We start from the raw sequence: 21,746 nt of genomic DNA, 5'->3' as shown, positions 1-21,746 counted from the left end.
GACAGTCGACTGCTCTGCCGGATCACCGCGCCTTCGGCGTCGACAGTGCGGTCCCATAGATCAGGATGAAGGCGGAAAATGCCGCCACCCAGGCAGCACCCGCCACGTCGATCAACGCGCCATAGGGGACGAAGGCGGCCAAAATTCTCAATGATCCCGCGAGCAGGACGGCGACGAAGATGAACAAGGCGCCTCTTCCAGCCTTGAGCTCTCGCCCCGTGTGCCCGAGTGTCGCGCGCGTCATTACGGCAAGCGTCATGGCGCCGACCGCACCGGTTCCGAGCGCGTGAAGCCCCGCAGCAGCCGGCACGGCTGCAGGAAAGAAAATTGACGCGCAAACGAGGGCGAGACCGACCGGCACAAAGGCATATGCAAGATGAAGGACGAGTACCAGCGGGTCCCGCAAGGTGCGCTCGCCAGCCCAGCGCGACAGACGCCACGTCTGGCAGATTGCGGCGACGGCCAAAAGCATTCCTGATGCGCTGTTGTCGGGAGCGAACGTCCATGCCCCCAGCGCGATGGCTGAGATGGCTATCGATACGATGTCAAAACGGTCGAATGGCGCCGGCAGCCTGCCAGGATTTTCGCGCACGAGCCAGTTGCGTGTGAAGCTCGGAATGATGCGCCCACCGATCAGCGAGATCAGCAGGATCGCCGCGGCCATGCCGAGCCTTCGGCTGATGTCCGACGCACCCTGAACATGGGCCTCGACGTGGAACGCGCCGTTGGCGCCCGCCAGAACGGCAAGCGGTAGCAGCACCTTGAGATTGCGCCAGTTCCGTCCCGCGACGATTTCGCGTGCCGCCGCGGCAGTGACCGCAAGCAGAAATGAGCCATCGATCACGGCAGCCGCTTGCCAGCCGATATCCACCGAGAGGAAGACAGCGGCGCGACCGGCAAGCCAGAGGACAACCAGCGCCAGCAGCGGCAGCCCTTGCACGGGCAGCCGGCCGGTCCAGTTGGGGATCGCGGTCAAAAGGAACCCGGTCACGATCGCCGGCAGATAACCGAACAGCATCTCGTGGATATGCCAGTCGACCGGAGCAAACAGACTGTGGGCTTCGAGTTCGCCCGCATAGATCGGCAGCCAGAGCAGAATCGAGAGCGCGGCATACAGCGCCCCGAGGAAAAAGAAGGGCCTGAACCCATAGGAAAGAAAGGCAGGGCCGGAATAGCGCCGCAACCGTGGTATTGCCATGACATCCATCCTCAAAATGAAACGGGCCGGATGAACCGCCGCCTCGGTTCGTCCGGCCCTTGCCTGCCTCCTCCTGTTTGGCAGGCTTTGCGTGATGATCAGTTGGCGGGAACCTGGGTCAGCAGATCCGCGAACACTGTCTTTGCCTTGCCAGGATGCTTGACCGCTTTCGCGGCATCGAGATTGACCGGCTTGCCGACGACAATCAGCGCAACCATGCCCATGCCGTAGTGGGGCGCGCATTTGACGCCGTAGACGCCCTCCTTTGTCAGCGTGACGGTGATTTCCTCGCTGGGCTTTCCCTTGAAAGGCTCGGCGCCGTCCGGAAGCATGCCCTTGATCGACTCGGCGTCGTGGGTCTTGTCGGTCGGCACGAACTTGACGGTGTCGCCGGGCGCTGCCTTGACAAAGGCCGGCTGGAAAACCATGGCGCCTTTTTCGCCCTTGTTGAGCATTTGCACCACGTGCTCTTCGGCACTGGCGCCGCCGGCGAGCGCGAGGATGGAGATTGCGGCAGCGAGGATGGAGAGTTTCATTGATTGGTCCTTTGTTTTCGTCTGCGCGGCGTTGCGCCGTTCCAAGCCATTTAGCCTGATGCGGCTGGGGACAATTTGCGCTGGCGCAAACTCGGGATAAGAAAGGTTCGCCGCAGGATGATGCGGAACCGTAGGGCCGTGGGGGATCCGCTTGGCTGCGCTGGACCGATCGCTTATTTCTCGGCTGCCACTCTTCCAGGGGCTGACGCCCGACGAGCAGACAGAGATCCTGCGAAGCGCTCGGTCGTCCCGCTATGCCAAGGACTCCTCGATCTTCGAGCAGGAGACCGAGGCCCACTCCTTCTTCGTGCTGATTGGAGGGCACATACGCGTCGTCCGCACCACGCCTGACGGACAGCAGGTCATCGCCAGGTACATCAGCGAAGGCGAGATTTTTGGTGTCGCCGCCGCGCTGGGCCGGACAACGTATCCCGCCAGTGCTATCGCGGCAGTGGACTGCGTGGTGCTGGCTTGGCCGAACGCCCTTTGGCCGGAGCTGGCGCGGCGATTCCCGGCGTTTGGGGCAACCACCTACAGGACCGTCGGCACCAGGCTACAGGAAACCCAGACGCGGGTGGTGGAGATGTCGACGGAGCAGGTGGAGCAGCGGGTTGCGCATGCATTGCTGCGATTGGCAAACCAGACCGGGCGAAAGACCGACAGCGGTATTGAAATCGACTTCCCGATTTCAAGGCAGGACATCGCTGAGATGACAGGCACGACGCTGCACACGGTCAGCCGGCTGCTCAGCAAGTGGGAAGACGTCGGAATAATCGTCAGCGGCCGCCAGAAAGTCACGGTCAGGGATGCGCATCGCCTGGTGGTTCTCGCCGAGAACCGGGACAAGGGTTGACCGTCACCGTACTCCTCCAACAACCGATTCCAGGTCCGCAATGAAGCGGGCCACATCTATCTGATGTTCTCGACACGCCTCAGTTACCGTATGAAAAGTGCCGATCGGACAGCCGACGCAGAGCATCTTGTGTCTCAACACCACAATCACCGTTGCCGGCCATTTCCTCATGATTTCGTCGACGACCATATCGGGATTGATCGAACTGCGCTGTTTCACGATGACGTCTCCGCGATTTGCGAAGCTGTTCATAAATCTCGTTCGGACCGCCCTCGTTGCGCTTTCGCAACTTCATGGGAACTGGCGCTGGACCATCTCGGGAGCCATCAGATGGCGGTCCCAACGACGGCACCAATACCGGCGGTCAGGGCCATTGCCAGCGCGCCCCAGAAGGTGACGCGAACAGTTGCCCTTAACACATTGGCACCGCCGGCTTTGGCGCCAATGGCGCCCAGAACCGCCAGGAAGAGCAGGGAGGCAACAGACACCGTCGCGGCGAGCCAGGCGGCCGGCGAAACAAGCACCATCGCCAATGGCATGGACGCGCCAACCGAAAAGGCCGCCGCAGAGGTCAGCGCGGCCTGGATCGGTCTGGCCGTCGTCACCTCCGAAATACCGAGTTCGTCGCGAGCGTGGGCGCCGAGCGCGTCTTCCGCCATCAATTGGTCGGCGACCTGCAAGGCCAGCGTTGGCTCCACGCCACGTTTGACATAGATCTCCGCAAGCTCCTGTCGCTCGAAATCCGGCTGCGTCGCCAGTTCCCCCTTCTCGCGGGCAAGGTCGGCTTGTTCGGTATCGGACTGCGAACTGACAGAGACATACTCGCCGGCCGCCATCGACATCGCACCGGCGACCAGTCCGGCGATGCCGGCCACCAGAACATTGGAGGCCGCGCCATTGGCGGCAGCCACGCCAACGATCAGGCTGGCCGTCGAGACGATGCCGTCATTGGCGCCGAGCACGGCAGCGCGCAACCAGCCGACGCGCGATACGAGATGGTTTTCATTGTGCAGGCGGCTCATGACATCACGGCGCGCGCCGTCCGGCAGGTCGCAGCATCCTGACCAGCACCTCCGATTTCATATAGAAATGTTGCCACAGCGCCGCTGCGGCATGGAGGCCGACGACAATGATGATCACCGGCTTGGCGAGTTCGTGGATATCACCCATCGCTCGAAAGCTGAAGTACCATGCCAGCGCCCCGGTAATCGGCATCCCGAAGATGAAAAGATACAGCAGGAAATGGGCAGCTGCGGCAATCCGTTTCAGCAAGACACTTTCTTCGCGCGGCGCAGCCGGAACACCATGCCGTAGACGGACCGCAAGCCTCCAGATCGCCAGCACCAGAACAGCCAAACCGACATAAACATGAATGTTCGCATTGAAGACGTCGCCAGCTGCAGGCTCGACACCGCGCGAGACCGCACGGTAAGCCGGCTTGATGTCCTCACCGATTACAAGCGGAAGGACGATCAGCACCGCGATTGTCCAATGCAGCAAGATCTGGGTTGCGGTGTATCCGGCTGGCTGGTTGGCAACAGGCATAGGCAGCTACCTCGTTTGAGAGAACCTTCCTAGCTTGCTGCTTATGCGACACCTTGATCTGGGACAAGTCAATTTCCCACCCCCCTCGAGCTTTCACTGCCCCCCACAGTTCGATCTCGGCTGACAGCCAGTTGTCAGCTTGGTCGTGGGATATTGCATCCGAAGCGGATTCAATGTGGAAGCACAATTCAGATGAAACAGATTGCCCTGTCACTTTTCGTGATCGCCGCCTCCGGCGCTTATGTTTGGGATCAGGTCGGCAAGGATTCGTCAAACGATTTGCTCGACGAAAGGCTGCCGGTCGACGCAGCCGATGCGCCTTCCATGCAGCCCAAAGAGCCCGCATCGGCTTCGGGTTTGCCGGCGCTCCCAATCTCCCCGGCGCCCCTTGATCCGCGGTTCAGGACAGGGCTCTCGATTGCCCGGGAAACGACGGCTGGCATAGCAGTGCCCGCCGAACGGCCAAATGATCCAGAAAAGCACACAGTGGTTCCGGCGGCACCGCAACCGTCGCCACCGCCACAGCCACAGCCAGTGGCGCCGGCTGTCACCGATCCTGCGTCGTCAACGCCCTCATTCGCCGTAACGCCCGCCATCTATATACCAGTCCCGCAGCCGAGGCCGGCATATCCGGAAGCACCAGCACGCGTCGTCCGGGTGGGCATGAAGCTCGCCGCACATGGCTATGCCGATGGCGTCTACACCGGCCCCACGGCCGATGCCTACTACGGCATCATTCAGATTCAGGCCCTGGTACAGGGGGGGCAGCTTACGGCACTGAAAGTGCTGAAATATCCCTCCGACCGCCGCACCTCCATCAACATCAACAGGCAGGCGCTGCCCATGCTTCGCGACGAAGCGATCAGCGCCCAAAGCGCCAATGTCGACATCATTTCGGGCGCGACGCTGACCAGCAGGGCATTCATCCAGTCGCTGCGCGGCGCGCTGAAGAAAGCGTCGTCGTAGGTCCATGCGCGAGACGCGAATTTTGATGGGCATGCCCATTTCTGTCGACGTCGGCGGCACGTCGGCCGCTGGGTTGATCGACATGGTCTTCGGCTATTTCGAAGATATCGACCAGCGCTTCAGCACATACCGGTCCGACAGCGAGATCACGGCCATCAACCGCGGCGACGTTCCAGTCATCGACTGGAGTGGCGAGATGACGGAAGTGTTCGCTCTCGCCCAACAAACGAAAGACCAGACGGACGGATACTTCGACATTCGCAAGCCCGACGGGTCGCTCGATCCTTCCGGCATCGTCAAGGGCTGGGCCATCCGCAACGCGGCAGCCATCGTTGCGCGAGCCGGCATCAGCGATTTCTTCATCGAGGCGGGTGGCGACGTCCAGTCCTGTGGGAAGAATGCCTTGGGTCATGATTGGAGCGTCGGCATCCGCAATCCCTTCAACGCGGAAGAGATCGTAAAGATCGTCTATCCCCGCGGTCGCGGTGTCGCAACCTCCGGCACCTATATCCGCGGTCAACACATCTACAACCCGCATGGGATTGGCAGTCCGATCCAAGACATCGTCAGCCTGACCGTCATCGGCGCCGATGTGCTCGAAGCCGATCGTTTCGCCACCGCAGCCTTCGCCATGGGACGGGACGGCATTCTCTTCATCGAGCAGACGCCTGGCCTGGAGGGCTATCTCGTCAACGCCAATGGCCGCGCTACGCCGACAACCGGGTTCGGAGCCCTTTGCCTGCCATGATCAAAACCATAGACCGATTCCTCGATCATCTGACGATGTACAGGCTGGTCCTCTACTATCTGATGGCGCTGGTCGGGGCGGCGTTCGTGCTCGGCTTCGTCAAGCTGGTGCCACATGATCCGATTGCGCTCGCCTTCACGACGGCTCTGGCGCTGGCCGCCTGCTGGCTCACCAACAAGGTCTTTGTGCATGTCTTTGCCGTCCCGGCCAACAACGAGTCCGTCTACATCACCGCGCTCATCCTGGCGCTCATCCTCGATCCGGTAGCCGCTACGGACCTCAAGGGGATCGCGGCGGTAACCTTCGCGTCCGTCTGGGCGATTTCATCCAAATACATTCTCGCCGTCGGCCGGAAGCACCTTTTCAATCCGGCTGCGCTGGGCGTGGCGCTGTCGGCGCTGCTGCTCGACCAACCGGCCACCTGGTGGGTTGGCGGCAATCTGCCGCTGCTTCCGCTCGTTCTCCTCGGCGGCATGCTCATTGTCCGCAAACTGCGCCGGCTTGATCTTGTCTCGACCTTTGTTGTCGTGGCGCCGGCGACCATTCTGGCAACCAGCGATCCGTCACAGTATTGGACCGCACTTACGGAGACACTGGGTTCGTCACCTCTGCTGTTCTTTGCCTTTGTGATGCTGACAGAGCCGCTGACGGCACCGACGATGCGGTGGCCCCGCATTGCCTTCGCCGCCATCGTCGGCTTTCTGTTTGCTCCCAACATCCATATCGGCTCGTTCTATTTCACGCCGGAACTGGCGCTGCTCGCCGGCAACCTGTTTGCCTATGCGGCAGGACCCAAGGGACGCTTCGTGCTGACGCTCGAACGCATCGAGCAATCGGCCGTCGACAGCTTTGACTTCATCTTCCGGTCGCCGCGCAAACTCGCCTTTGAGGCCGGCCAATATCTCGAATGGACGCTTGGCCTCGATCGTGCCGACAACCGCGGCAACCGCCGCTATTTCACGGTCGCCTCGGCGCCGACGGAGGAGACAGTCCGTCTCGGCGTCAAGTTCTATCCGCAATCAAGTGCCTTCAAGCGCGAATTGATGACCATGAAGCCAGGCAGCACGATCCACGCCGCGCAACTGGCCGGCAATTTCACGCTGCCCGCCCGGCGTGAAACCAAGATCGCGTTCCTGGCCGGAGGCATCGGCATCACGCCGTTCCGCTCGATGCTGCAATATCTCATCGACCGCAAGGAGCGGCGACCGATCGTCATCCTCTACGGAACCGAAGGCCAGCAGGACATCGCTTATCGCGACGTGCTTGGCGCGGCCTGGCAGGAACTTGGCATCAAGACAATCCACGCTGTGGCGCGCGGCGCCGAGCCCGGGCAATATCCCGGATACATCGACGACCGCCTGATACGTCTGGCCATACCCGACTACCTCGAGCGCACTTTCTACATTTCCGGCCCGCAGGCGATGGTCAAGGCGCTACGTCAGAAACTGTTGGCCATGGGCCTTCGCCGCTCGAAGATTAAGGTCGACTATTTCCCGGGCTTTGCCTGAAGCAGGCTCAACCGTGTCGCGGCAGGGAAATGGTCACGACCAGACCCGGACCGGCGTTGGCCATCGCAAGGCGTCCGCCATAAGCTTCGACGATGTCCGAAACGATGGCCAGGCCTAAGCCGCTGCTGCCGCCCTTGCTGTCGAGCTGGACGCCACGCGACAAGGCGGATTCGCGATCGGCATCCGGTATACCTGGGCCATCATCGGCGACAGTGACGATCACCTCGCCTGAGGTGGTGGATGCATCGACACGGATCGACGACTTTGCGTAGCGTGCGGCGTTCTCGACAAGATTGCCGAGAATTTCCGACAAGTCGCCTTCATCGATTGGCGCCCTCAAATCTTCCGCGACGGGCGTCTTAAAAGACAGCTGCTTGCCGCTTGGTGTCCGTTTGACGACGGCAATGACGCCAGCCGCCACGTCCGACACAAGGCAGGATGCCTTGCCGGAGACGCCGGGCGCAAGGCGGGCGCGTGCTAGCTCCCGCTCGACATGGCGTCGGATCGCTCCGGCGCTCTTCTCGATCTCATCGGCCAGCTCCGTTTCGCCTTTTTTCCGCAAGGCCCGTATGTCGGCCGATAGGACTTGCAGCGGTGTCTTGAGGCCATGCGCCAGATCGGTGGCGCGCGAACGGGCTCGCGCAAGCGCTTTCTCCTGGGCATCGAGAAGACGATTGATTTCGTCCGCGAGCGGCTGGACCTCGCTTGGTGCCACCACATCGAGCCGCGCCGTTCGCTGCGCAATCACGCTTCCGACGGCGACACGCAAGGTATCCAGCGGTGCAAGGCCGATGGTGATCTGGATGAAAAACGCGGCCATGAGGACTGCCGCGAGCATCAGGAGAGCCGGAGCAAGGTCGCGAACATATTCGCTTACAGATACTTCGACGGTTCGATGATCTTCCGCCATGATAGCGCGAAAGGAACGGCCACCGGCATCGATGATCGTACGCTCGACCGCAATGCTGAGTTCCCCGCCGGGGCCTGTGAACTCCTCGACCGTTCTCAGCCCACCAGTTTCGATGTGGGCAGGCAGAAGCAGCTTGGCGTCCCACAATGATCGGGAACGCTCGAGCCTGCCGGTGGCGATGTCTTCCACTTGCCAGTAGTAACCGGAGAGCGGGTTGGCGAAGCGCGGGTCCGTCAGCACGGGGTTCACGACAAGGCGGCCATCGCTTGCGAAGGTCGTTGCGCCGATCAGTTCGTTGAGGTCGACCGTCAGTTCGCCCACCACGCGCCGCTCGACGTGCAGTTCGAACAGATAGCGCAAGCCAGCGCCGGCGATGCCGAGTGCGACAAGAATCGAGATCGTTGCCGCGAGCCACAGCCTGAAGCGGATCGAGTTGCCCATCAGGCTGGACCATCGGGCATCAGGTACCCGAACCCGCGTCGTGTTTCGATGACATCGCTACCGAGCTTCCGTCGCAAGCGCGCGACGATCACCTCAATCGTGTTTGGATCTCGGTCATTTCCTGAATCATACAAATGCTCGGCCAGTTCAGTCGGCGCCACCACTCGGCCGGCGTGGTGCATCAGAAACGCCAGTAACCGGTATTCCAGCGGCGAAAGCGCAATGGGAATGCCGCGCAGCGAAATGCGCATCTGGCGCGTGTCCAAGAGCAACGGCCCCGACCTTAACACCGGTGTCGCCTGCCCGGCTGAGCGACGCAGGATTGCCCGCAACCGGGCGAGCAGTTCTTCCATTTCAAAAGGCTTGGGAAGATAGTCGTCCGCACCGGAGTTGATGCCTTCCACACGGTCCGTCCACATCCCCCTTGCGGTGAGGATGAGAACCGGAAACCGCCGGGCGTTGGCTCGCCAACGTTTCAAGATCGTGAGACCATCGAGCTTCGGCAATCCGAGGTCCAGGATCGCGGCATCGTAGTTCTCGACATCACCCGCGAACCAGGCAGCCTCGCCATCGCGAACGGTATCAACCGCCATTCCGGATGCCTTGAGGACAGTCGCAATATCGGCGGCGATACGGGGCTCGTCTTCGGCGAGGAGGATCTTCATCAGTCGCCCTCCCCGTCGCGCATGATGACACCGGCACCGGCGTCGACGTCGACGGTCTTTCGCTGGCCATCGGCACCGACGACCTGGAACCGGTAGACCCATTTGTTGGCCTTGCGGATGAGATCGACCGCAACAACATCGCCGGGAGCTTTAGCGCGGACAATGTCCAGTATCTTGGCAAGACCTTTGATTTCACCGTGCTCGTACAGATCCCGGGCCCGGTCATGGTCGCCGTCGTCGTCCTCATCGGCGCGGGCAGCGACAGGCATGGCCAGGACAAGTCCAGCGAGACCCAGCACCGCCAAACGCTTCAATTGGCTTTTCATCGGCAAGACATGTCGCACATTGAAGCTTTCAATTTGCTGTCAGTCATCCTCAGCCCGCAGCAAGCAAGGGGTCCATATCAAGGCATCATCGCGTCCAATCATGGCCGCGCCAAGAAGGACCCAGACCATGCGCAATTCCATGCTTGTCATTGCAGCACTTGGAGGCCTCACGACCTTTGCCATGCCGGCGGCCGCTGAATCTGACGAAGGATCATGTGGGGCGCCATCGTCTGTTGTCCCATCCGGCCCGATCGACCTGCAGGCCATCCCGATGCAGGACGCCACCAACCCGAAGGCCATCAAAGGGGATGACGATGCGTGTGACGACCGGCAGGGCGATGAGGCCTACGAAGACGACTAGATCTCTCGTTCGCAGTGCGTGGCCCGCTGCAGCACAAAGCCGTCGCAAATGTCGCCGGCCAAGGCTCGCTGCAAGGCCGGCAATTATCCAAAGTCCCCTACCAATTTCTGGAGAGTTTTCGTGGTTCCCATCCAACACATCCACCCCATTCTTGTTCATTTTCCCATCGTTCTGATCTACACGCTTGCGGCTATCGACTTAGTGGCTCTGGCTGGCGGCAGAGCCGTCACCAGGAAATCAGGTGCCGGCACGATCTCAACGTTTTTGGCCCTGGCAGCCGGGGCCTTCGCCATTGGGACCTGGTTCTTCGGCGGTCTTGCCCTGGATCACGCCGAAGCGGCCGGCTTCAACAGCGATATCGCGGAAATCCACGAAAGCCTGGGGAGTATCACTGCCTTTGCCTTCCTGATCTGGGGACTTGTGCGGCTCGCCCTCTGGGTGCGGAACCGTGACATGCGGGTTGTAACGATCGCCATTCCTTTGATTGAAGTTGGCGGAGCGATACTGGTGACCGCGACGGCCTACTATGGTGGACTGCTGGTCTATGAACTTGGTGTGAATGTAGCCAAGAGCGCGATTGCTGGTTGACGGGCATGCGCCCGTAAGTGGCGACCTTCCTTTGGACCATTTGCATCGAGAGCAAAAATGATTCAGATCAAGGCGCTTCCTGCTTGTGCCTTTTAAGAAGTCGGAGAATTGGAAACTCCGGAGAGCGACATGCAAGCCGAAGCCATTATGAGCAAGCCGGTCATCGCAATAAATCCGTCCGCATCGATCGCCGAGGCGGCCGGATTGATGCTCACCAACAAGATCAGCGGCCTTCCCGTCGTTCGCAGCGACGGTGCCCTTGTGGGGATCGTCAGTGAAGGTGATTTTCTTCGCCGCAGCGAATTGGGCACGCAACGCAGGCGCCCACGCTGGCTGGAATTTCTGGTCGGCCCGGGAAGCCTTGCCCAGGAGTATGTCCTCGCCAATGGACGGTTGGTCGAGGAGGTTATGACCGACAGCGTCCTGACCGCGCCTCCCACCGCGTCGATCGAGCAGATCGTCGAACTGATGACCAAGCACCGCGTCAAACGCATCCCGATCGTCGAGCACGGAAGGGTCGTTGGCATGATTGCCCGCTCCGATCTGCTCCGCGCGCTGTTGCGCGTTTCGACAAGCGCGGCGTCGAGCGCCGTCAGCGACGACCAGATCCGGCAGAGCATTGTCGCCGAGCTCCTGGCACAGAAATGGGCCAACGCCGATTTGATCGGCGTCGTCGTGGAAAATGGTGCGGTCGAACTGAGTGGCGCCATATTCGACGAACGCCAGCGCCAGGCGGCCATTGTTGCCGCCGAGAATGTTGCTGGCGTCAAAACCGTAAAGGACAATCTCTTCTGCGCCGGACCGATGTCCGTGATACTTGTTTCCTGAACCTACGAACGGCGCGTCCAGGGCGCATCGCGTTGTAGAATCGGGCCGGCCGCCGAACCCGCCGACCGGGTGTCGCTGCCGCAGCGCGCCGCGCAACGGCTTCAGCAAGGTCCAACCTTGCTACTCACCCTTGCTCTCCTGCCAGACACCCTTGATCTTCAGCCCGTCGGCCACATCCTTGGGCATATAGCGCTCGTCGTGCTTCGCCAGCACGCTGTCGGCGGCGAAGACACTATCGGGGCCAAAACTTCCTTCGGTGATGACGCCCTGCTCCTCGCGAAACAGGTCGGGCAGGATGCCGGTGTAGGTGACCTTGACCGATTTGTGCGTGTCGGTGACCGAGAACGCAACGGTTGCGCCCTGCCCGCGCACAACCGTGCCCTTCTCGACAAGGCCGCCGAGCCTGATGCGCTGTCCCGGCTGCAGGCTGGCGGTGGTCAGATCGGCAGGCATGTAAAAATACGAGGCCTTTTGGCCCAGCGCATAGAAGGTCAGCCCAGTGGCGGCGCCGAGGAAGGCCAGCCCTCCGACAATCACCGACAATCGCTTCTGCTTGCGCGTCATGCCCTACTCCGTCGCCGTCAGGCCGAGCGAGGCGGCAAAGGCGGTGAATTTCTTCGCTTCCTCACTGTCGGCGCCAAACACGGCAATACCGCGATGCAGCGCGTCGCGCGCCTGGTCGGCCTTGCCCAGCACAACGTAGGAACGAATGTGCCGCATCCAGCCTTCGCCATCGCGCGGGTTCTGGTTGAGCTTCTCGTCGAGGCCGGCGACCATTGTTTCGATCATCGCCTGCCTGTCGTGCGGCGACATCGACCGCGCCGGGTCAATCGTTTGCGCATTCGTTGCGGACTCTGCCGCTGGGGACGTGACCTCCTTCTCGGCCAGCGCCCGTGCGACAGCGATGCTCCAGGGGGATCCGGCCGGCAACGTGGCCTGCATGCCCTGCAAGGCCGTCGTCGCCTCCGCCGTGCGACCTTCCTGCGCCATAGCCATCGCCAGATAGAAACGCGCCTTCGGATTTTGCGGATCGATCTGCAGCGCCGCCTCGAAGGCTTGTTGCGCCTCCGCCGAAACAACTCCGCCGGCGGCACTTCCAATGGCTTCGCCGAGACCGGCTTCCCGGTCGGCACTTTCGCCACCGAGCCGGATGGCATTGCGATAGGCGATCACCGCGTCGGGAAAGCGTTTCATGCGCACATAGACCGGCGCCAGGACGTCCCAACCCTTGCCGTCAAGGGGCTTGGCGGCGAGATGCGCCTCGGCGCGGGCAACCAATTCGTCAACCGACGCGACCGCTGGATTATTGTCTAGCCTTTCGGCAAGCGGCTGCGAAGGAAGGCCCGGTGAGCCCAATGCGCCGTAGACCCCCCAGCTGACCAGCGGCACCGCCAGCACGGCGGCCGTGGCAACCAGTTTTGCTGCCAGCGACAGGTGCTTGTCGTCGGCCCCGGTCTGAGCGGAAGGGCGCTGGCGCAGTATGCGTCGACCGATCTCGGCCCGCGCTTCTTCCGCATCGATATCACGGATCAAACCGCGCGCCACGTCGCGGTCGAGTTCGGAAAGCTGGTCGCGATAGACTTCAAGGTCGTGATCGCCTGCGGTCGCAATCCGCTTCATGCCGCTGGCCAGCGGCAACAGAACCGCCATGCTGGCGCCCAGCGTAAGGATTGCAGCCATGACCCAGAACATTGTGGCTCTTCCAATAGGGGTGAAGCTGCCGTTGCGCATAGTGGCGCTCGAACGGCCGGCAAGTCACGCTTGGTCGATGCGGTCTGCAGCCCAAACCGCGACTAAGAGTGCCATGAGGCCTGCGACATCGAGCGGCCGCGTTGCGGTCAAAAGCCGCTATCCTTCGCCAGATACGTGTTGCAACCGGGCAATCAGGTCACGGTTGTGGCAATAGGCCGGCGGCTCGCTGGCATGCTCGTGTTCATCGAGCCAGGTCATGCATTCGTCCTGATGGCCGCAGGCACGGCAGCGGTTCACCGCTCGATTTGTGACGGCCGCATGGTCTGCCACGACCTTCAAATGTCTGTCGACGCCGACCGTCCGCATCATGCGACCCATCAGAGCCGTTCTGGCGTCGACCGAGATCAGGTAATCGAGAAAGCTCATGTTGATCACTCCTGCCTACTCGCCATCATTGCCATGTTGGCGGCAGGTGGCGTTGATCTCGATCAAGAGGCGGCATCCTTGCCAACCTCTGAGCCCTTGGAAAGGAAGTATGGCGCGCTAAACAGAAGTGACGAGCCGGTCGAGAAAGGGCCGCTGACCGGCAAGCAGTTTTGCCCGGGCCAGGCCTAGATCCAGCCATGCACTGCGATCCACCTCGGGAAATGACTGCATGCGGCCACTGTGTCGTGGCCATTCCATCTCAAACATGTTGCTGCGCAACGTGGCGGTATCGAAATCGCCTTCCAGCGCGAAAGCAGTGATGATTTTGCTCTTTCGCTGGCGCAACTCTCCCAGATTGAGCAGGGCTCCCTTTGGTTCCCAACCTGTCTCTTCCTGGAATTCGCGCCGCGCCGCTGCTTCTGGCAGTTCGCCTTCGCCATACTCGCCCTTGGCGATGGACCAGGCGCCAAGATCGCGGCTTTGCCAGAAAGGGCCGCCCGGATGGACGAGCAGCACCTGCAGCCCATTGCTCGATCTGCGATAGGGCAGAATGCCCGCGCTTCTTTTCATCATCGCGTCAAGCCAAACCGGCCTATAATCTCGGATAGGCCACATGAGGCTTGGGCTCTGCATCGATCAGCTGCCCCGCCCTCTTCCGCTGCGACTGGCGGCTCTCGTGTCCAAAGAACCAGCGCTTGGTCGCCTCCGAGGCCAGGAGATAGAGCGCGGTGATAGCGACAAGCCCGGCAAGCACGGGCAGCGGCAAAGGCACGAAGCCGAACCAGGCAGCAAAGGGCAGATAGGGGATCATGATCGCGACAATCCCGACAGCCAGCGTAAGCCAGGCGAGCAACGGGCTCGGACGGCTTGCCCAGAAAGCTCTGTGTGTGCGCACAATGAGCACGATCGCTAGCTCTGTCAGCAACGACTCGACAAACCAGCCGGTCTGGAAGGCAGCCGCCGTGGCGTGCGCGACGAACAGCAGGAACGCGAACGTGGCGAAATCGAACAGCGAGCTGACCAGGCCAAAGCTGATCATGAACCGCCGCACAAAACGGATGTCCCAATGGCGCGGCCGGCGCAGCTGGTCTGGGTCCACATTGTCGCTTGCGATCGCCAGAGAAGGAACGTCGGAAAGGAAATTGTTGAGCAGGATCTGCGCTGCCAGAAGCGGCAGGAAAGGCAGGAAAAGCGAGGCAATAGCCATGCTGATCATGTTGCCGAAATTGGCGCTGGTGGTGATGGAGATATACTTCATCGTGTTGGCGAATGTCTTGCGGCCGTCGTCGACGCCGCGCACCAGCACGCCCAGATCCTGCTTGAGAAGGATAATGTCGGCGGCCTCGCGCGCGACATCGACAGCGGTGTCGACCGAGATGCCAATATCTGCCTCATGGAGAGCAGGCGCATCATTGATGCCATCGCCCAGGTAACCAACCAAATGCCCCCTGCTCCGCAAGGCCTGAACGATGCGCTCCTTCTGGTTGGGATCAATTTCGACGAAGAGGTCGGTGTGCTGAACGCCTGCAAAGAGCGCGCTCTTGGTCAATTTCGAAAGCGCCTCGCCGGTCATGATCCTGTCGGCGCGCAGGCCGATCGCCTGGGCAAGATGCGCGGTAACGTAGCGGTTGTCGCCCGAAATGACCTTTACCGCGATGCCGCGGTGGGCGAGCTCGACAAGCGTCTCCTTGACGCCTTTCTTAGGCGGGTCGAGGAAAAGCAGGAAGCCCGCGAAGGCAAGATCGATTTCATCTGTCCTGCTAAACGTTTTCCGGCTCTCAAATGGACGGATCGCCACGCCCAGGACGCGGTAGCCTTCCGCGCTCCAGCGCCGGAATTTCTCGTCGATCGCCGCATGGTGCGTTGCATCGAGGGGCTCCAACCCCTTGGCTGTGCGGATGAAGGCGCAGACTTCAAGGACATTTTGCACGGCGCCTTTGGTGATCAGAAGGTCTTCGGTGCTCCGCACGATTACGGATAGACGCTTACGGATGAAATCGTAGGGAATCTCATTGACCTTCGTGAAGGCAGCCATTGCTGCGCCCTCGCCTGGCGCAGCGGCGATCGCCTCGTCCAGCGGGTTCTTCAGTCCGGTCTGCAGGGTCGCGTTAAGACGTGCCCAGAGCAGAATGTCGGCTGACGCATTGCCATCGACATCGAGCCAACCGTCGAGGTGGATCACGCCTTCCGTTAGCGTGCCGGTCTTGTCGGTGCACAGCAAGTCCATGCTGCCCAGATTCTCGATGGCATCGAGACGGCGCACGATGACGCCATTGGCCGCCATGGCGCGAGCCCCTCGGGCCAGCGTCACACTGATAATGGCCGGAAGCAGTTCAGGCGTAAGGCCAACCGCAAGTGCCAGCGAAAACAAAAGCGATTCAATCAGCGGACGATGCAGCATCATGTTGGCAAAGAACACCATGATGACAATCGCCAGCATGATCTCGGTCATCAGATAGCCAAACAATCTGATCCCCCGGGCGAACCCTGTTTCCGGAATTTGTCGCTCCAGTGCCGCAGCAATGGAGGCGAATTCGGTGCGGGCGCCGGTTGCGGCCGCAAGCACGGTTGCCGTCCCGCTACGCACGGATGTGCCCGTGAACACCGCATTGTTGCGTTGGGCGACGGAGGCATTTGGGTCAGGTCGCCCGGCGGCCTTCAAGACGGGGAAGGTCTCCCCGGTCAGCACGGCCTCGCTGACATTGAAGTCTCGTGCGTCCAGGATGATGCCGTCGGCAGGAATGAGGTTTCCCGCTGATAGCCGGATGAGATCGCCCGGCACGATTTCTTCAGCGGAAACAGAGGATTCAACCCCATCTCGAAGCACGACAGCCTTGCGCGAGATGCGCTGTTTGAGTGCCTCTGTCGCTCGCGACGCCCCATACTCCTGGGTGAAGCTGAGAACGCAACTTGCCAGCACGATCGCCCCGATGATTGCTGCCTCCCGACCTTCCCCAACGAAGGCCGAAACGCTGGCTGCGAAGATCAAGATCAGGACAAGGGGGCTGCGGAACTGGCGAACGAACACGGCAAGCGCCGACGCGCTTGACTTCGACGCCGGCGTATTTGCGCCGTACCTGACGAGCCGCGAGGCGACCTCGGACCCTGCCAGCCCCGAGGTCGCGGACGTCCCCAGGCGTTGCACGAGCTCATCGCTGGTGACCGACCAATAGGGACTTGCGGCCGCCGTGACGGTTTGTTGGTCCACGCCAGGGGGCACGATGGCCGATGCCATCAGTATGACAGGAAGCGATTGATGCTGCCCTCTTCGATCAGGGTGCGGGTGACGCCACCAAACGCCCATTCGCGCAAGCGGCTATGGCCATAGGCGCCTGAGACGATCAGGTCGGCACGGATAGAGCGCGCCAATGTCAACAACTGCTCGCCGTCGACTTCACCGGCTATCAGTTCCGTGTCGGCCACAATGCCATGATGCTCGAGATAGACGGCGACATCGGCGAGGCCGTCACGAACGCTGTCGTCGCCTCTGGCCGCGATTGTAGCGACGACAACCTCATCGGCCTTGGCCAGGAAGGGCAACGCATCCGCCACCGCCCTTCGCGCCTCCCTGGTATCCTTCCAGGCAACCAGGACCGTTTTTGCGCGGATGTGTTCAACATTGTTTCCGGTGACCAGGACTGGCCGGCCGATGCCGAGCGCCAGGCTGCCAACATCCACGGCGCGAAACACATTGTCTCCCGATTCGGCGGTCACGATAAGGTCGGCTACCCGGGCGAAAGCGCTGAGGAACCGGGTCGGGCTGCAAACGGCCTGTCCCCATTCGCTTGTGATCGAAGCCGGAACCAGTCTTTCGAACTCGGCACGCAATTCGGCAAGCCGCTTTTCGATTTCGGTTCGCTCTATCTGCATCACCTCGCCTTCGTAGACCATACCTTGGCCGGTCGCGACCAAAGGCGGGACATCCGCCGCCGCCAGACCGATGAGATGGGCTCCAAAACGCTCCGCAAGCTCGATACCCGCCTTTACGATGGCGGTCGGAGGCAGATCTACGGCGAGATTCACGATGATCGACTTGTAGGACACTGTGCGCGCCTTTCCTTGCAGCAATTCGAATGCGTCATGAATTGCACTAGCGGGCGCATGCTTCCTTGATGCGCGTCAAAGAGCCCGGAGATTGCATTTGCATGCAAAACCGTCGGTCTCGATCCGTTTTGTCTCTGAAGGGAGAAGTGATAGTTAGGCTCTATTGCATATGTCTCGAGCCCAGGAACCGCAGGTGATTCAAGACGAAGCGCTCAGTTTGTCGCCTGGCGGGACGACCCTGAAATCCCTGTTGTCGCAAATGTTCGAACAGGCTCCAGGATTCATGGCTCTGATACGCGAGCCTGACCATGTGTTCGTGCTGACCAATTCCGCCTATCAACGACTCATCGGCGACCGGCAGGTTATTGGAAAATCGGCGCGCGAGGCCTTACCCGAACTCGAAAGGCACGAATTCCTCGAGCGTCTGGATCGGGTATACTCGACCGGCGAGCCCTATAGCGGCAAAGGCGTCAAGATCGGTCTTCGTAACAACGGCCATGGGCCGATTGAAGAGCGCATCCTGGATGTTGTCTACCAGCCGATCAGGGCCGATGATGGCCGGATTACTGCCATCTTCATCGAAGGCACCGACGTCAGCGATCTCTCATTCGCGAATGCAGCGCTTCTGTTGCGCGAAGATCATCTCCGTTCCATTCTGGCGACTGTGCCCGATGCGATGGTCGTCATCGACGAGCAAGGCAGCATCCAGTCCTTCAGCACCGCTGCCGAAACGCTGTTCGGTTACCAGTCAGGCGAGGTCATCGGACAGAACGTCAAAATGTTGATGCCGGCGCCGTATCGCGACGAGCATGATGCCTATCTGCTTCGGTACCTGACGACCGGGGAGCGCCGGATCATCGGGCTCGGCCGCACCGTCACCGGGGCGCGCAAGGATGGCACGACTTTTCCGATGGAACTTTCCGTCGGCGAAATGCATCCGGGAACCGGACGCTTCTTTACCGGCTTTTGCCGCGACCTGACCGAACGTCACCGCGCGGAAGCACGAATACAGGAACAGCAGCAGGAGCTGCTGCACATGGCGCGGTTCACCGCGCTTGGCGAGATGGCGTCGACGCTTGCTCATGAAATCAACCAACCGCTGACCGCCATTACGAATTACCTGAAAGGCAGCCGGCGGCTGCTCGAGAACAGCGAGGAGAAGAATGCGCCGATGCTGCGGGATGCCGTGGAAAAGGCCGCCGAGCAGGCCCTGCGGGCAGGCGACGTCATTCGTCATCTGCGCGATTTTGTTGCCAGGGGCGAAAGCGAGCGTCAGGTCGAGCGACTGCCGGCGCTCATCGAGGAAGCGTCGTCGCTCGCCCTGGTTGGTGCAAGGGAGATCAATGTCCAGGTCAGCTACAAGCTCGACCCTGCCGCGGAACTGGTCTTGACCGACCGCATCCAGATTCAACAGGTTCTGCTCAATCTGATGCGCAACGCCGTCGAGGCGATGCAAGGCGCACCGCGCCGCGAATTGACAATCACAACCGTTGCCCGGGATGATGGCATGGCCGAGGTGGGCGTGATCGATACCGGGTCGGGTCTCGCGCCGGAGATTTCGGCACAACTCTTCCAGCCATTTGTGACCACCAAGAAACAGGGCATGGGTGTCGGTCTCTCCATTTGCCGTACCATCGTTGAATCGCACGGCGGTCACATATGGGCCGAGGCAATGCCGGCCGGCGGGACCGCCTTCCGATTCACCTTGCGCATCGTTGAGAAGGATGAGGTCACAAATGGCCGACAGTGATCTGATCCACGTCGTCGACGACGATGTCGATGTTCGCAAGTCTCTCGGCTTTCTGCTGGCGACAGCCGACTTTGCTGTACGCCTATACGAGTCGGCCACCGCTTTTCTCGCAGCGGCGAGTGGCCATCTCGACGGCTGCATCGTCACTGACGTGCGCATGCCGGGAATAGACGGCATCGAATTGCTACGGCAACTCAGAGCAGGCGGCCATAAGATTCCAGTCGTCGTCATGACCGGCCATGCCGACGTGGCGCTCGCCGTTCAGGCCATGAAGGAAGGCGCTTCCGATTTCATCGAAAAGCCGTTCGACGACGAGATGCTGATCCAAGCGATCCGCTCTGCACTGGCCAACCGGAACGAGGCGAACGCGGCGCATCCACAGTCTGCGGATATCCGCGCGCGCCTGTCGACCTTGTCGGACCGCGAGCGGCAGGTGCTGGACGGACTAGTTTCCGGTTTGCCCAACAAGACGATTGCCTACGATCTGGGGATCAGCCCACGCACGGTCGAAATCCACCGGGCCAATGTCATGAGCAAAATGGGGGCCAGCAGCCTGTCACACCTGGTGCGCATGGCGTTGATCGTGGAATCCAGAGCCTAGGGAGAGTCTTCGAGAGGATTGCGATTTCTGACCTCGGCCCTTTCCCAATTCCAATCGCGCCAATGGGTCGGCCGGATGTCGAGACGGGCACCACTGGCAGCGTTCTTCCAGCCCTCCTTCACTCTTCTGCAGGCAAACACAAGCGCGTGCTCGCCATCTTCGTCGAAGACGGCGAGTTCGAGATCGCGACCAAACGGAGCGCTTAGGACTGGTTTCCACATCGCATCAAAATCTTCTCAAAAGGTGTGGTGCGCCTTGATCTGCATCATTTTCTGGAATCGCCGAACAGGCAGGCGCCTTGTCGAGCGTAGAGCTCATCTTGGTGGTGGCGCCACGCGCGCTGTGGGCAACCCATTCGATTGGGATCGGAGTGCCAATACCCGATCCGACATCCATGGCGATGGGCACCTTTTTCCTGAACTGCTTCATGACCTCGGCTCCGGCGATGGTCGGACATCTTAAGCCGACTGCCGAACCAGAATTTGATCAGCGTCAAACGCCGTACAATCGCGGCGTCTGCGTCACACGCCGATTGATCGTGATCAAGGACTGCGCCGCGCAGGGGCATATCGTCCGACGGCACAAGGAGAATCGCGATGCTGTATATCAAGGTCGATGAAGCGCTATGGGGGTCCAGCATGTTGCCGGAGGGCATCCTGGAGCGCTGGTTCATTGCCAGCGGCGACATGATCACGGCCGGAGAACGCATAGCCGAGGTTCGCGTTGAAGACGCACTGCACGAGATCGTCGCGCCGGCAGATGGCCGCGCGACCATCGTCGCATCAGCGAATGCCGTCATTGAACCTGGATCGATCCTGGCAACCCTGGAGCAGCAACTCGGCTAAAGCCGTTGGCGCCTCCGGGGCGATTGCACTTACTCCTCCACAATACACCCAAGGATGTTCCGTAATGCATACCCAACATGCCGTAGCCTTGGCTGGATCATCGTGAAGCCAAGGTGTTTTTCTTCAATCGCGAGACCGCCGAAAGCGTGAGGCTTGCGACGACGCTGACGCATCATCAGACCCACAACAAGGCAGGCACGGTCGACGGCACAGCCGTCTGCGTGAGGTGACCTTTGGCGGCGTTACGCGTTCCGTGCTGCGCAGCGGCTCGATGCACCGGTTCATATCGAACTGAGAAGTCCCAATTTGTTTTGACATGAATCAAGGTCGTCCTTTCCCGTAAACGCTTACGATAACCCTTGCCAAGTTCAGTGTGGCCGATAACCCGTAGAGAAGAACCAGCGAGTAAACGCGGGCGTACCAGCGATACGGATTACGCAGGCGCCAGGACTTGGTGAGTGGCCGCCATACTGTCTCGACGGCAATGGAAGAGATTCCAGCAGCGGGGGCGGTGCGGCGGCACCTTAGATCGCTCAAGGCAAAGGAAATTCGGACATGAACTACCAGCGGTTCTTCGAGGAAGCGATCGACCAGCTCCATGCCGAGCGGCGCTACCGCGTCTTCGCCGATCTCGAGCGCATTGTCGGCAAGTTTCCGCGCGCCATCTGGCGTTCCAACGGCCGCGCCGAGGAAATCACCGTCTGGTGCTCCAACGACTATCTCGGCATGGGCCAGAACCCCGATGTCATCGCCGCGTTCCAGAATGCGGCCAGCAAGATGGGCTCGGGCGCCGGCGGCACCCGCAACATTTCCGGCACCAGCAACCCGCTGGTCGAGCTCGAAGCGGAACTGGCCGACCTGCACGACAAGGAAGCGGCCCTGGTCTTCACCTCCGGCTTCGTCTCCAACGAAGCC

General features: G+C 61.0%; 26 protein-coding genes. 11 read left to right on the top strand and 15 right to left on the bottom strand.

What is annotated here, in order from left to right:
• Positions 1-22: 22 nt before the first annotated feature.
• Together AC1D1B_RS18715 and AC1D1B_RS18710 are read right to left on the bottom strand one after the other, a co-directional pair.
• Positions 23-1,198 carry an NnrS family protein gene (locus AC1D1B_RS18715; protein WP_477334809.1) on the bottom strand — a complete coding sequence of 392 codons (1,176 nt, stop codon included), beginning with the start codon at positions 1,196-1,198 and terminating at the stop codon, positions 23-25.
• Positions 1,199-1,296: 98 nt separating this feature from the next.
• Entirely contained in the window at positions 1,297-1,734 is a 438-nt protein-coding gene (locus tag AC1D1B_RS18710; RefSeq protein WP_477333949.1) for a pseudoazurin, read from the bottom strand.
• A 151-nt stretch (positions 1,735-1,885) separates the two neighbouring features.
• On the opposite strand from AC1D1B_RS18710, the gene AC1D1B_RS18705 reads away from it, so the two are divergent.
• The gene (locus AC1D1B_RS18705) at positions 1,886-2,587 is read left to right on the top strand and encodes a Crp/Fnr family transcriptional regulator (RefSeq protein WP_477333948.1); all 702 of its coding nucleotides are present in this window, start codon (positions 1,886-1,888) and stop codon (positions 2,585-2,587) included.
• 3 nt (positions 2,588-2,590) lie between these two features.
• Here the strand turns inward: AC1D1B_RS18705 and AC1D1B_RS18700 are convergent, their stop codons facing one another.
• From AC1D1B_RS18700 to AC1D1B_RS18690, 3 genes are all read right to left on the bottom strand, one after another.
• Entirely contained in the window at positions 2,591-2,806 is a 216-nt protein-coding gene (locus AC1D1B_RS18700) for a DUF1858 domain-containing protein (RefSeq protein ID WP_477333947.1), read from the bottom strand.
• Between the two features lie 107 nt (positions 2,807-2,913).
• Complete coding sequence (locus tag AC1D1B_RS18695; protein WP_477333946.1) at positions 2,914-3,609, bottom strand: VIT1/CCC1 transporter family protein; 696 nt, start codon at positions 3,607-3,609, stop codon at positions 2,914-2,916.
• A gap of 4 nt (positions 3,610-3,613) precedes the next feature.
• Positions 3,614-4,132 carry a cytochrome b gene (locus AC1D1B_RS18690; RefSeq protein ID WP_477333945.1) on the bottom strand — a complete coding sequence of 173 codons (519 nt, stop codon included), beginning with the start codon at positions 4,130-4,132 and terminating at the stop codon, positions 3,614-3,616.
• Between the two features lie 663 nt (positions 4,133-4,795).
• On the opposite strand from AC1D1B_RS18690, the gene AC1D1B_RS18685 reads away from it, so the two are divergent.
• From AC1D1B_RS18685 to AC1D1B_RS18675, 3 genes are read left to right on the top strand one after another with little or no spacing between them, the layout of a single operon-like run.
• Positions 4,796-5,098, top strand: a complete 303-nt coding sequence (locus tag AC1D1B_RS18685) for an FMN-binding protein (RefSeq protein WP_477333944.1) — start codon at positions 4,796-4,798, stop codon at positions 5,096-5,098.
• Between the two features lie 31 nt (positions 5,099-5,129).
• Positions 5,130-5,846, top strand: coding sequence for an FAD:protein FMN transferase (locus AC1D1B_RS18680; RefSeq protein WP_477333943.1), 717 nt, complete (start codon positions 5,130-5,132; stop codon positions 5,844-5,846).
• Positions 5,843-7,354, top strand: coding sequence for an FAD-dependent oxidoreductase (locus AC1D1B_RS18675; protein WP_477333942.1), 1,512 nt, complete (start codon positions 5,843-5,845; stop codon positions 7,352-7,354). Before AC1D1B_RS18680 ends, AC1D1B_RS18675 begins: the two co-directional genes overlap by 4 nt.
• Before the next feature lie 7 nt (positions 7,355-7,361).
• On the opposite strand, the gene AC1D1B_RS18670 is transcribed toward AC1D1B_RS18675, so the two are convergent.
• The 3 genes from AC1D1B_RS18670 to AC1D1B_RS18660 all read right to left on the bottom strand — a co-directional run bounded on the left by AC1D1B_RS18670 (position 7,362) and on the right by AC1D1B_RS18660 (position 9,684).
• Entirely contained in the window at positions 7,362-8,624 is a 1,263-nt protein-coding gene (locus AC1D1B_RS18670) for a sensor histidine kinase (RefSeq protein ID WP_477333941.1), read from the bottom strand.
• A gap of 80 nt (positions 8,625-8,704) precedes the next feature.
• Positions 8,705-9,370, bottom strand: coding sequence for a response regulator transcription factor (locus AC1D1B_RS18665; protein WP_477333940.1), 666 nt, complete (start codon positions 9,368-9,370; stop codon positions 8,705-8,707).
• Positions 9,370-9,684 carry a PepSY domain-containing protein gene (locus AC1D1B_RS18660; protein WP_477333939.1) on the bottom strand — a complete coding sequence of 105 codons (315 nt, stop codon included), beginning with the start codon at positions 9,682-9,684 and terminating at the stop codon, positions 9,370-9,372. The genes AC1D1B_RS18665 and AC1D1B_RS18660 overlap by 1 nt, the downstream gene beginning before the upstream one ends.
• A gap of 139 nt (positions 9,685-9,823) precedes the next feature.
• Between AC1D1B_RS18660 and AC1D1B_RS18655 the strand changes: the two genes are divergently transcribed.
• The 3 genes from AC1D1B_RS18655 to AC1D1B_RS18645 all read left to right on the top strand — a co-directional run bounded on the left by AC1D1B_RS18655 (position 9,824) and on the right by AC1D1B_RS18645 (position 11,473).
• Positions 9,824-10,057 carry a hypothetical protein gene (locus AC1D1B_RS18655; RefSeq protein ID WP_477333938.1) on the top strand — a complete coding sequence of 78 codons (234 nt, stop codon included), beginning with the start codon at positions 9,824-9,826 and terminating at the stop codon, positions 10,055-10,057.
• Positions 10,058-10,177: 120 nt separating this feature from the next.
• The gene (locus tag AC1D1B_RS18650; protein WP_477333937.1) at positions 10,178-10,645 is read left to right on the top strand and encodes a DUF2231 domain-containing protein; all 468 of its coding nucleotides are present in this window, start codon (positions 10,178-10,180) and stop codon (positions 10,643-10,645) included.
• A gap of 129 nt (positions 10,646-10,774) precedes the next feature.
• Positions 10,775-11,473: a CBS domain-containing protein gene (locus AC1D1B_RS18645; protein WP_477333936.1), complete on the top strand. Its 699-nt coding sequence runs from the start codon at positions 10,775-10,777 to the stop codon at positions 11,471-11,473.
• A 120-nt stretch (positions 11,474-11,593) separates the two neighbouring features.
• Here AC1D1B_RS18645 and ccmE read toward each other — a convergent pair whose 3' ends face one another.
• The 6 genes from ccmE to AC1D1B_RS18615 form a co-directional block, all read right to left on the bottom strand.
• Positions 11,594-12,037 (bottom strand): cytochrome c maturation protein CcmE, encoded by a 444-nt coding sequence (ccmE, locus tag AC1D1B_RS18640; RefSeq protein ID WP_477333935.1) that lies wholly within the window; start codon positions 12,035-12,037, stop codon positions 11,594-11,596.
• A 3-nt stretch (positions 12,038-12,040) separates the two neighbouring features.
• Complete coding sequence (gene ccmI, locus AC1D1B_RS18635) at positions 12,041-13,165, bottom strand: c-type cytochrome biogenesis protein CcmI (RefSeq protein WP_477333934.1); 1,125 nt, start codon at positions 13,163-13,165, stop codon at positions 12,041-12,043.
• 156 nt (positions 13,166-13,321) lie between these two features.
• Positions 13,322-13,591, bottom strand: coding sequence for a DUF6455 family protein (locus AC1D1B_RS18630; protein WP_477333933.1), 270 nt, complete (start codon positions 13,589-13,591; stop codon positions 13,322-13,324).
• Between the two features lie 117 nt (positions 13,592-13,708).
• On the bottom strand, positions 13,709-14,164 hold the full coding sequence (locus AC1D1B_RS18625) for an NUDIX hydrolase (RefSeq protein ID WP_477333932.1): 456 nt from the start codon (positions 14,162-14,164) through the stop codon (positions 13,709-13,711).
• A 19-nt stretch (positions 14,165-14,183) separates the two neighbouring features.
• Positions 14,184-16,826: a magnesium-translocating P-type ATPase gene (gene mgtA / locus AC1D1B_RS18620; protein ID WP_477333931.1), complete on the bottom strand. Its 2,643-nt coding sequence runs from the start codon at positions 16,824-16,826 to the stop codon at positions 14,184-14,186.
• On the bottom strand, positions 16,826-17,635 hold the full coding sequence (locus AC1D1B_RS18615) for a universal stress protein (RefSeq protein WP_477333930.1): 810 nt from the start codon (positions 17,633-17,635) through the stop codon (positions 16,826-16,828). The genes mgtA and AC1D1B_RS18615 overlap by 1 nt, the downstream gene beginning before the upstream one ends.
• Positions 17,636-17,804: 169 nt before the next feature.
• Here AC1D1B_RS18615 and AC1D1B_RS18610 point away from each other — a divergent pair, with 169 nt between their 5' ends.
• Together AC1D1B_RS18610 and fixJ are read left to right on the top strand one after the other, a co-directional pair.
• Complete coding sequence (locus AC1D1B_RS18610) at positions 17,805-19,385, top strand: PAS domain S-box protein (protein ID WP_477333929.1); 1,581 nt, start codon at positions 17,805-17,807, stop codon at positions 19,383-19,385.
• Entirely contained in the window at positions 19,372-19,986 is a 615-nt protein-coding gene (fixJ, locus tag AC1D1B_RS18605; protein ID WP_477333928.1) for a response regulator FixJ, read from the top strand. Before AC1D1B_RS18610 ends, fixJ begins: the two co-directional genes overlap by 14 nt.
• Before the next feature lie 225 nt (positions 19,987-20,211).
• Here fixJ and AC1D1B_RS18600 read toward each other — a convergent pair whose 3' ends face one another.
• Entirely contained in the window at positions 20,212-20,415 is a 204-nt protein-coding gene (locus AC1D1B_RS18600; protein ID WP_477333927.1) for a hypothetical protein, read from the bottom strand.
• 167 nt (positions 20,416-20,582) lie between these two features.
• Between AC1D1B_RS18600 and AC1D1B_RS18595 the strand changes: the two genes are divergently transcribed.
• Positions 20,583-20,831: a lipoyl domain-containing protein gene (locus AC1D1B_RS18595; protein WP_477333926.1), complete on the top strand. Its 249-nt coding sequence runs from the start codon at positions 20,583-20,585 to the stop codon at positions 20,829-20,831.
• Positions 20,832-21,386: 555 nt separating this feature from the next.
• Positions 21,387-21,746 (top strand): aminotransferase class I/II-fold pyridoxal phosphate-dependent enzyme (locus AC1D1B_RS18590; protein ID WP_477333925.1); only part of this gene is annotated, 360 nt, incomplete at its 3' end.

The organism is Mesorhizobium sp. P2_C5_2, assembly GCF_056404535.1.
The sequence above is the reverse complement of the archived record's forward strand: the minus strand, read 5'-3'. Positions and strand labels throughout refer to the sequence as shown.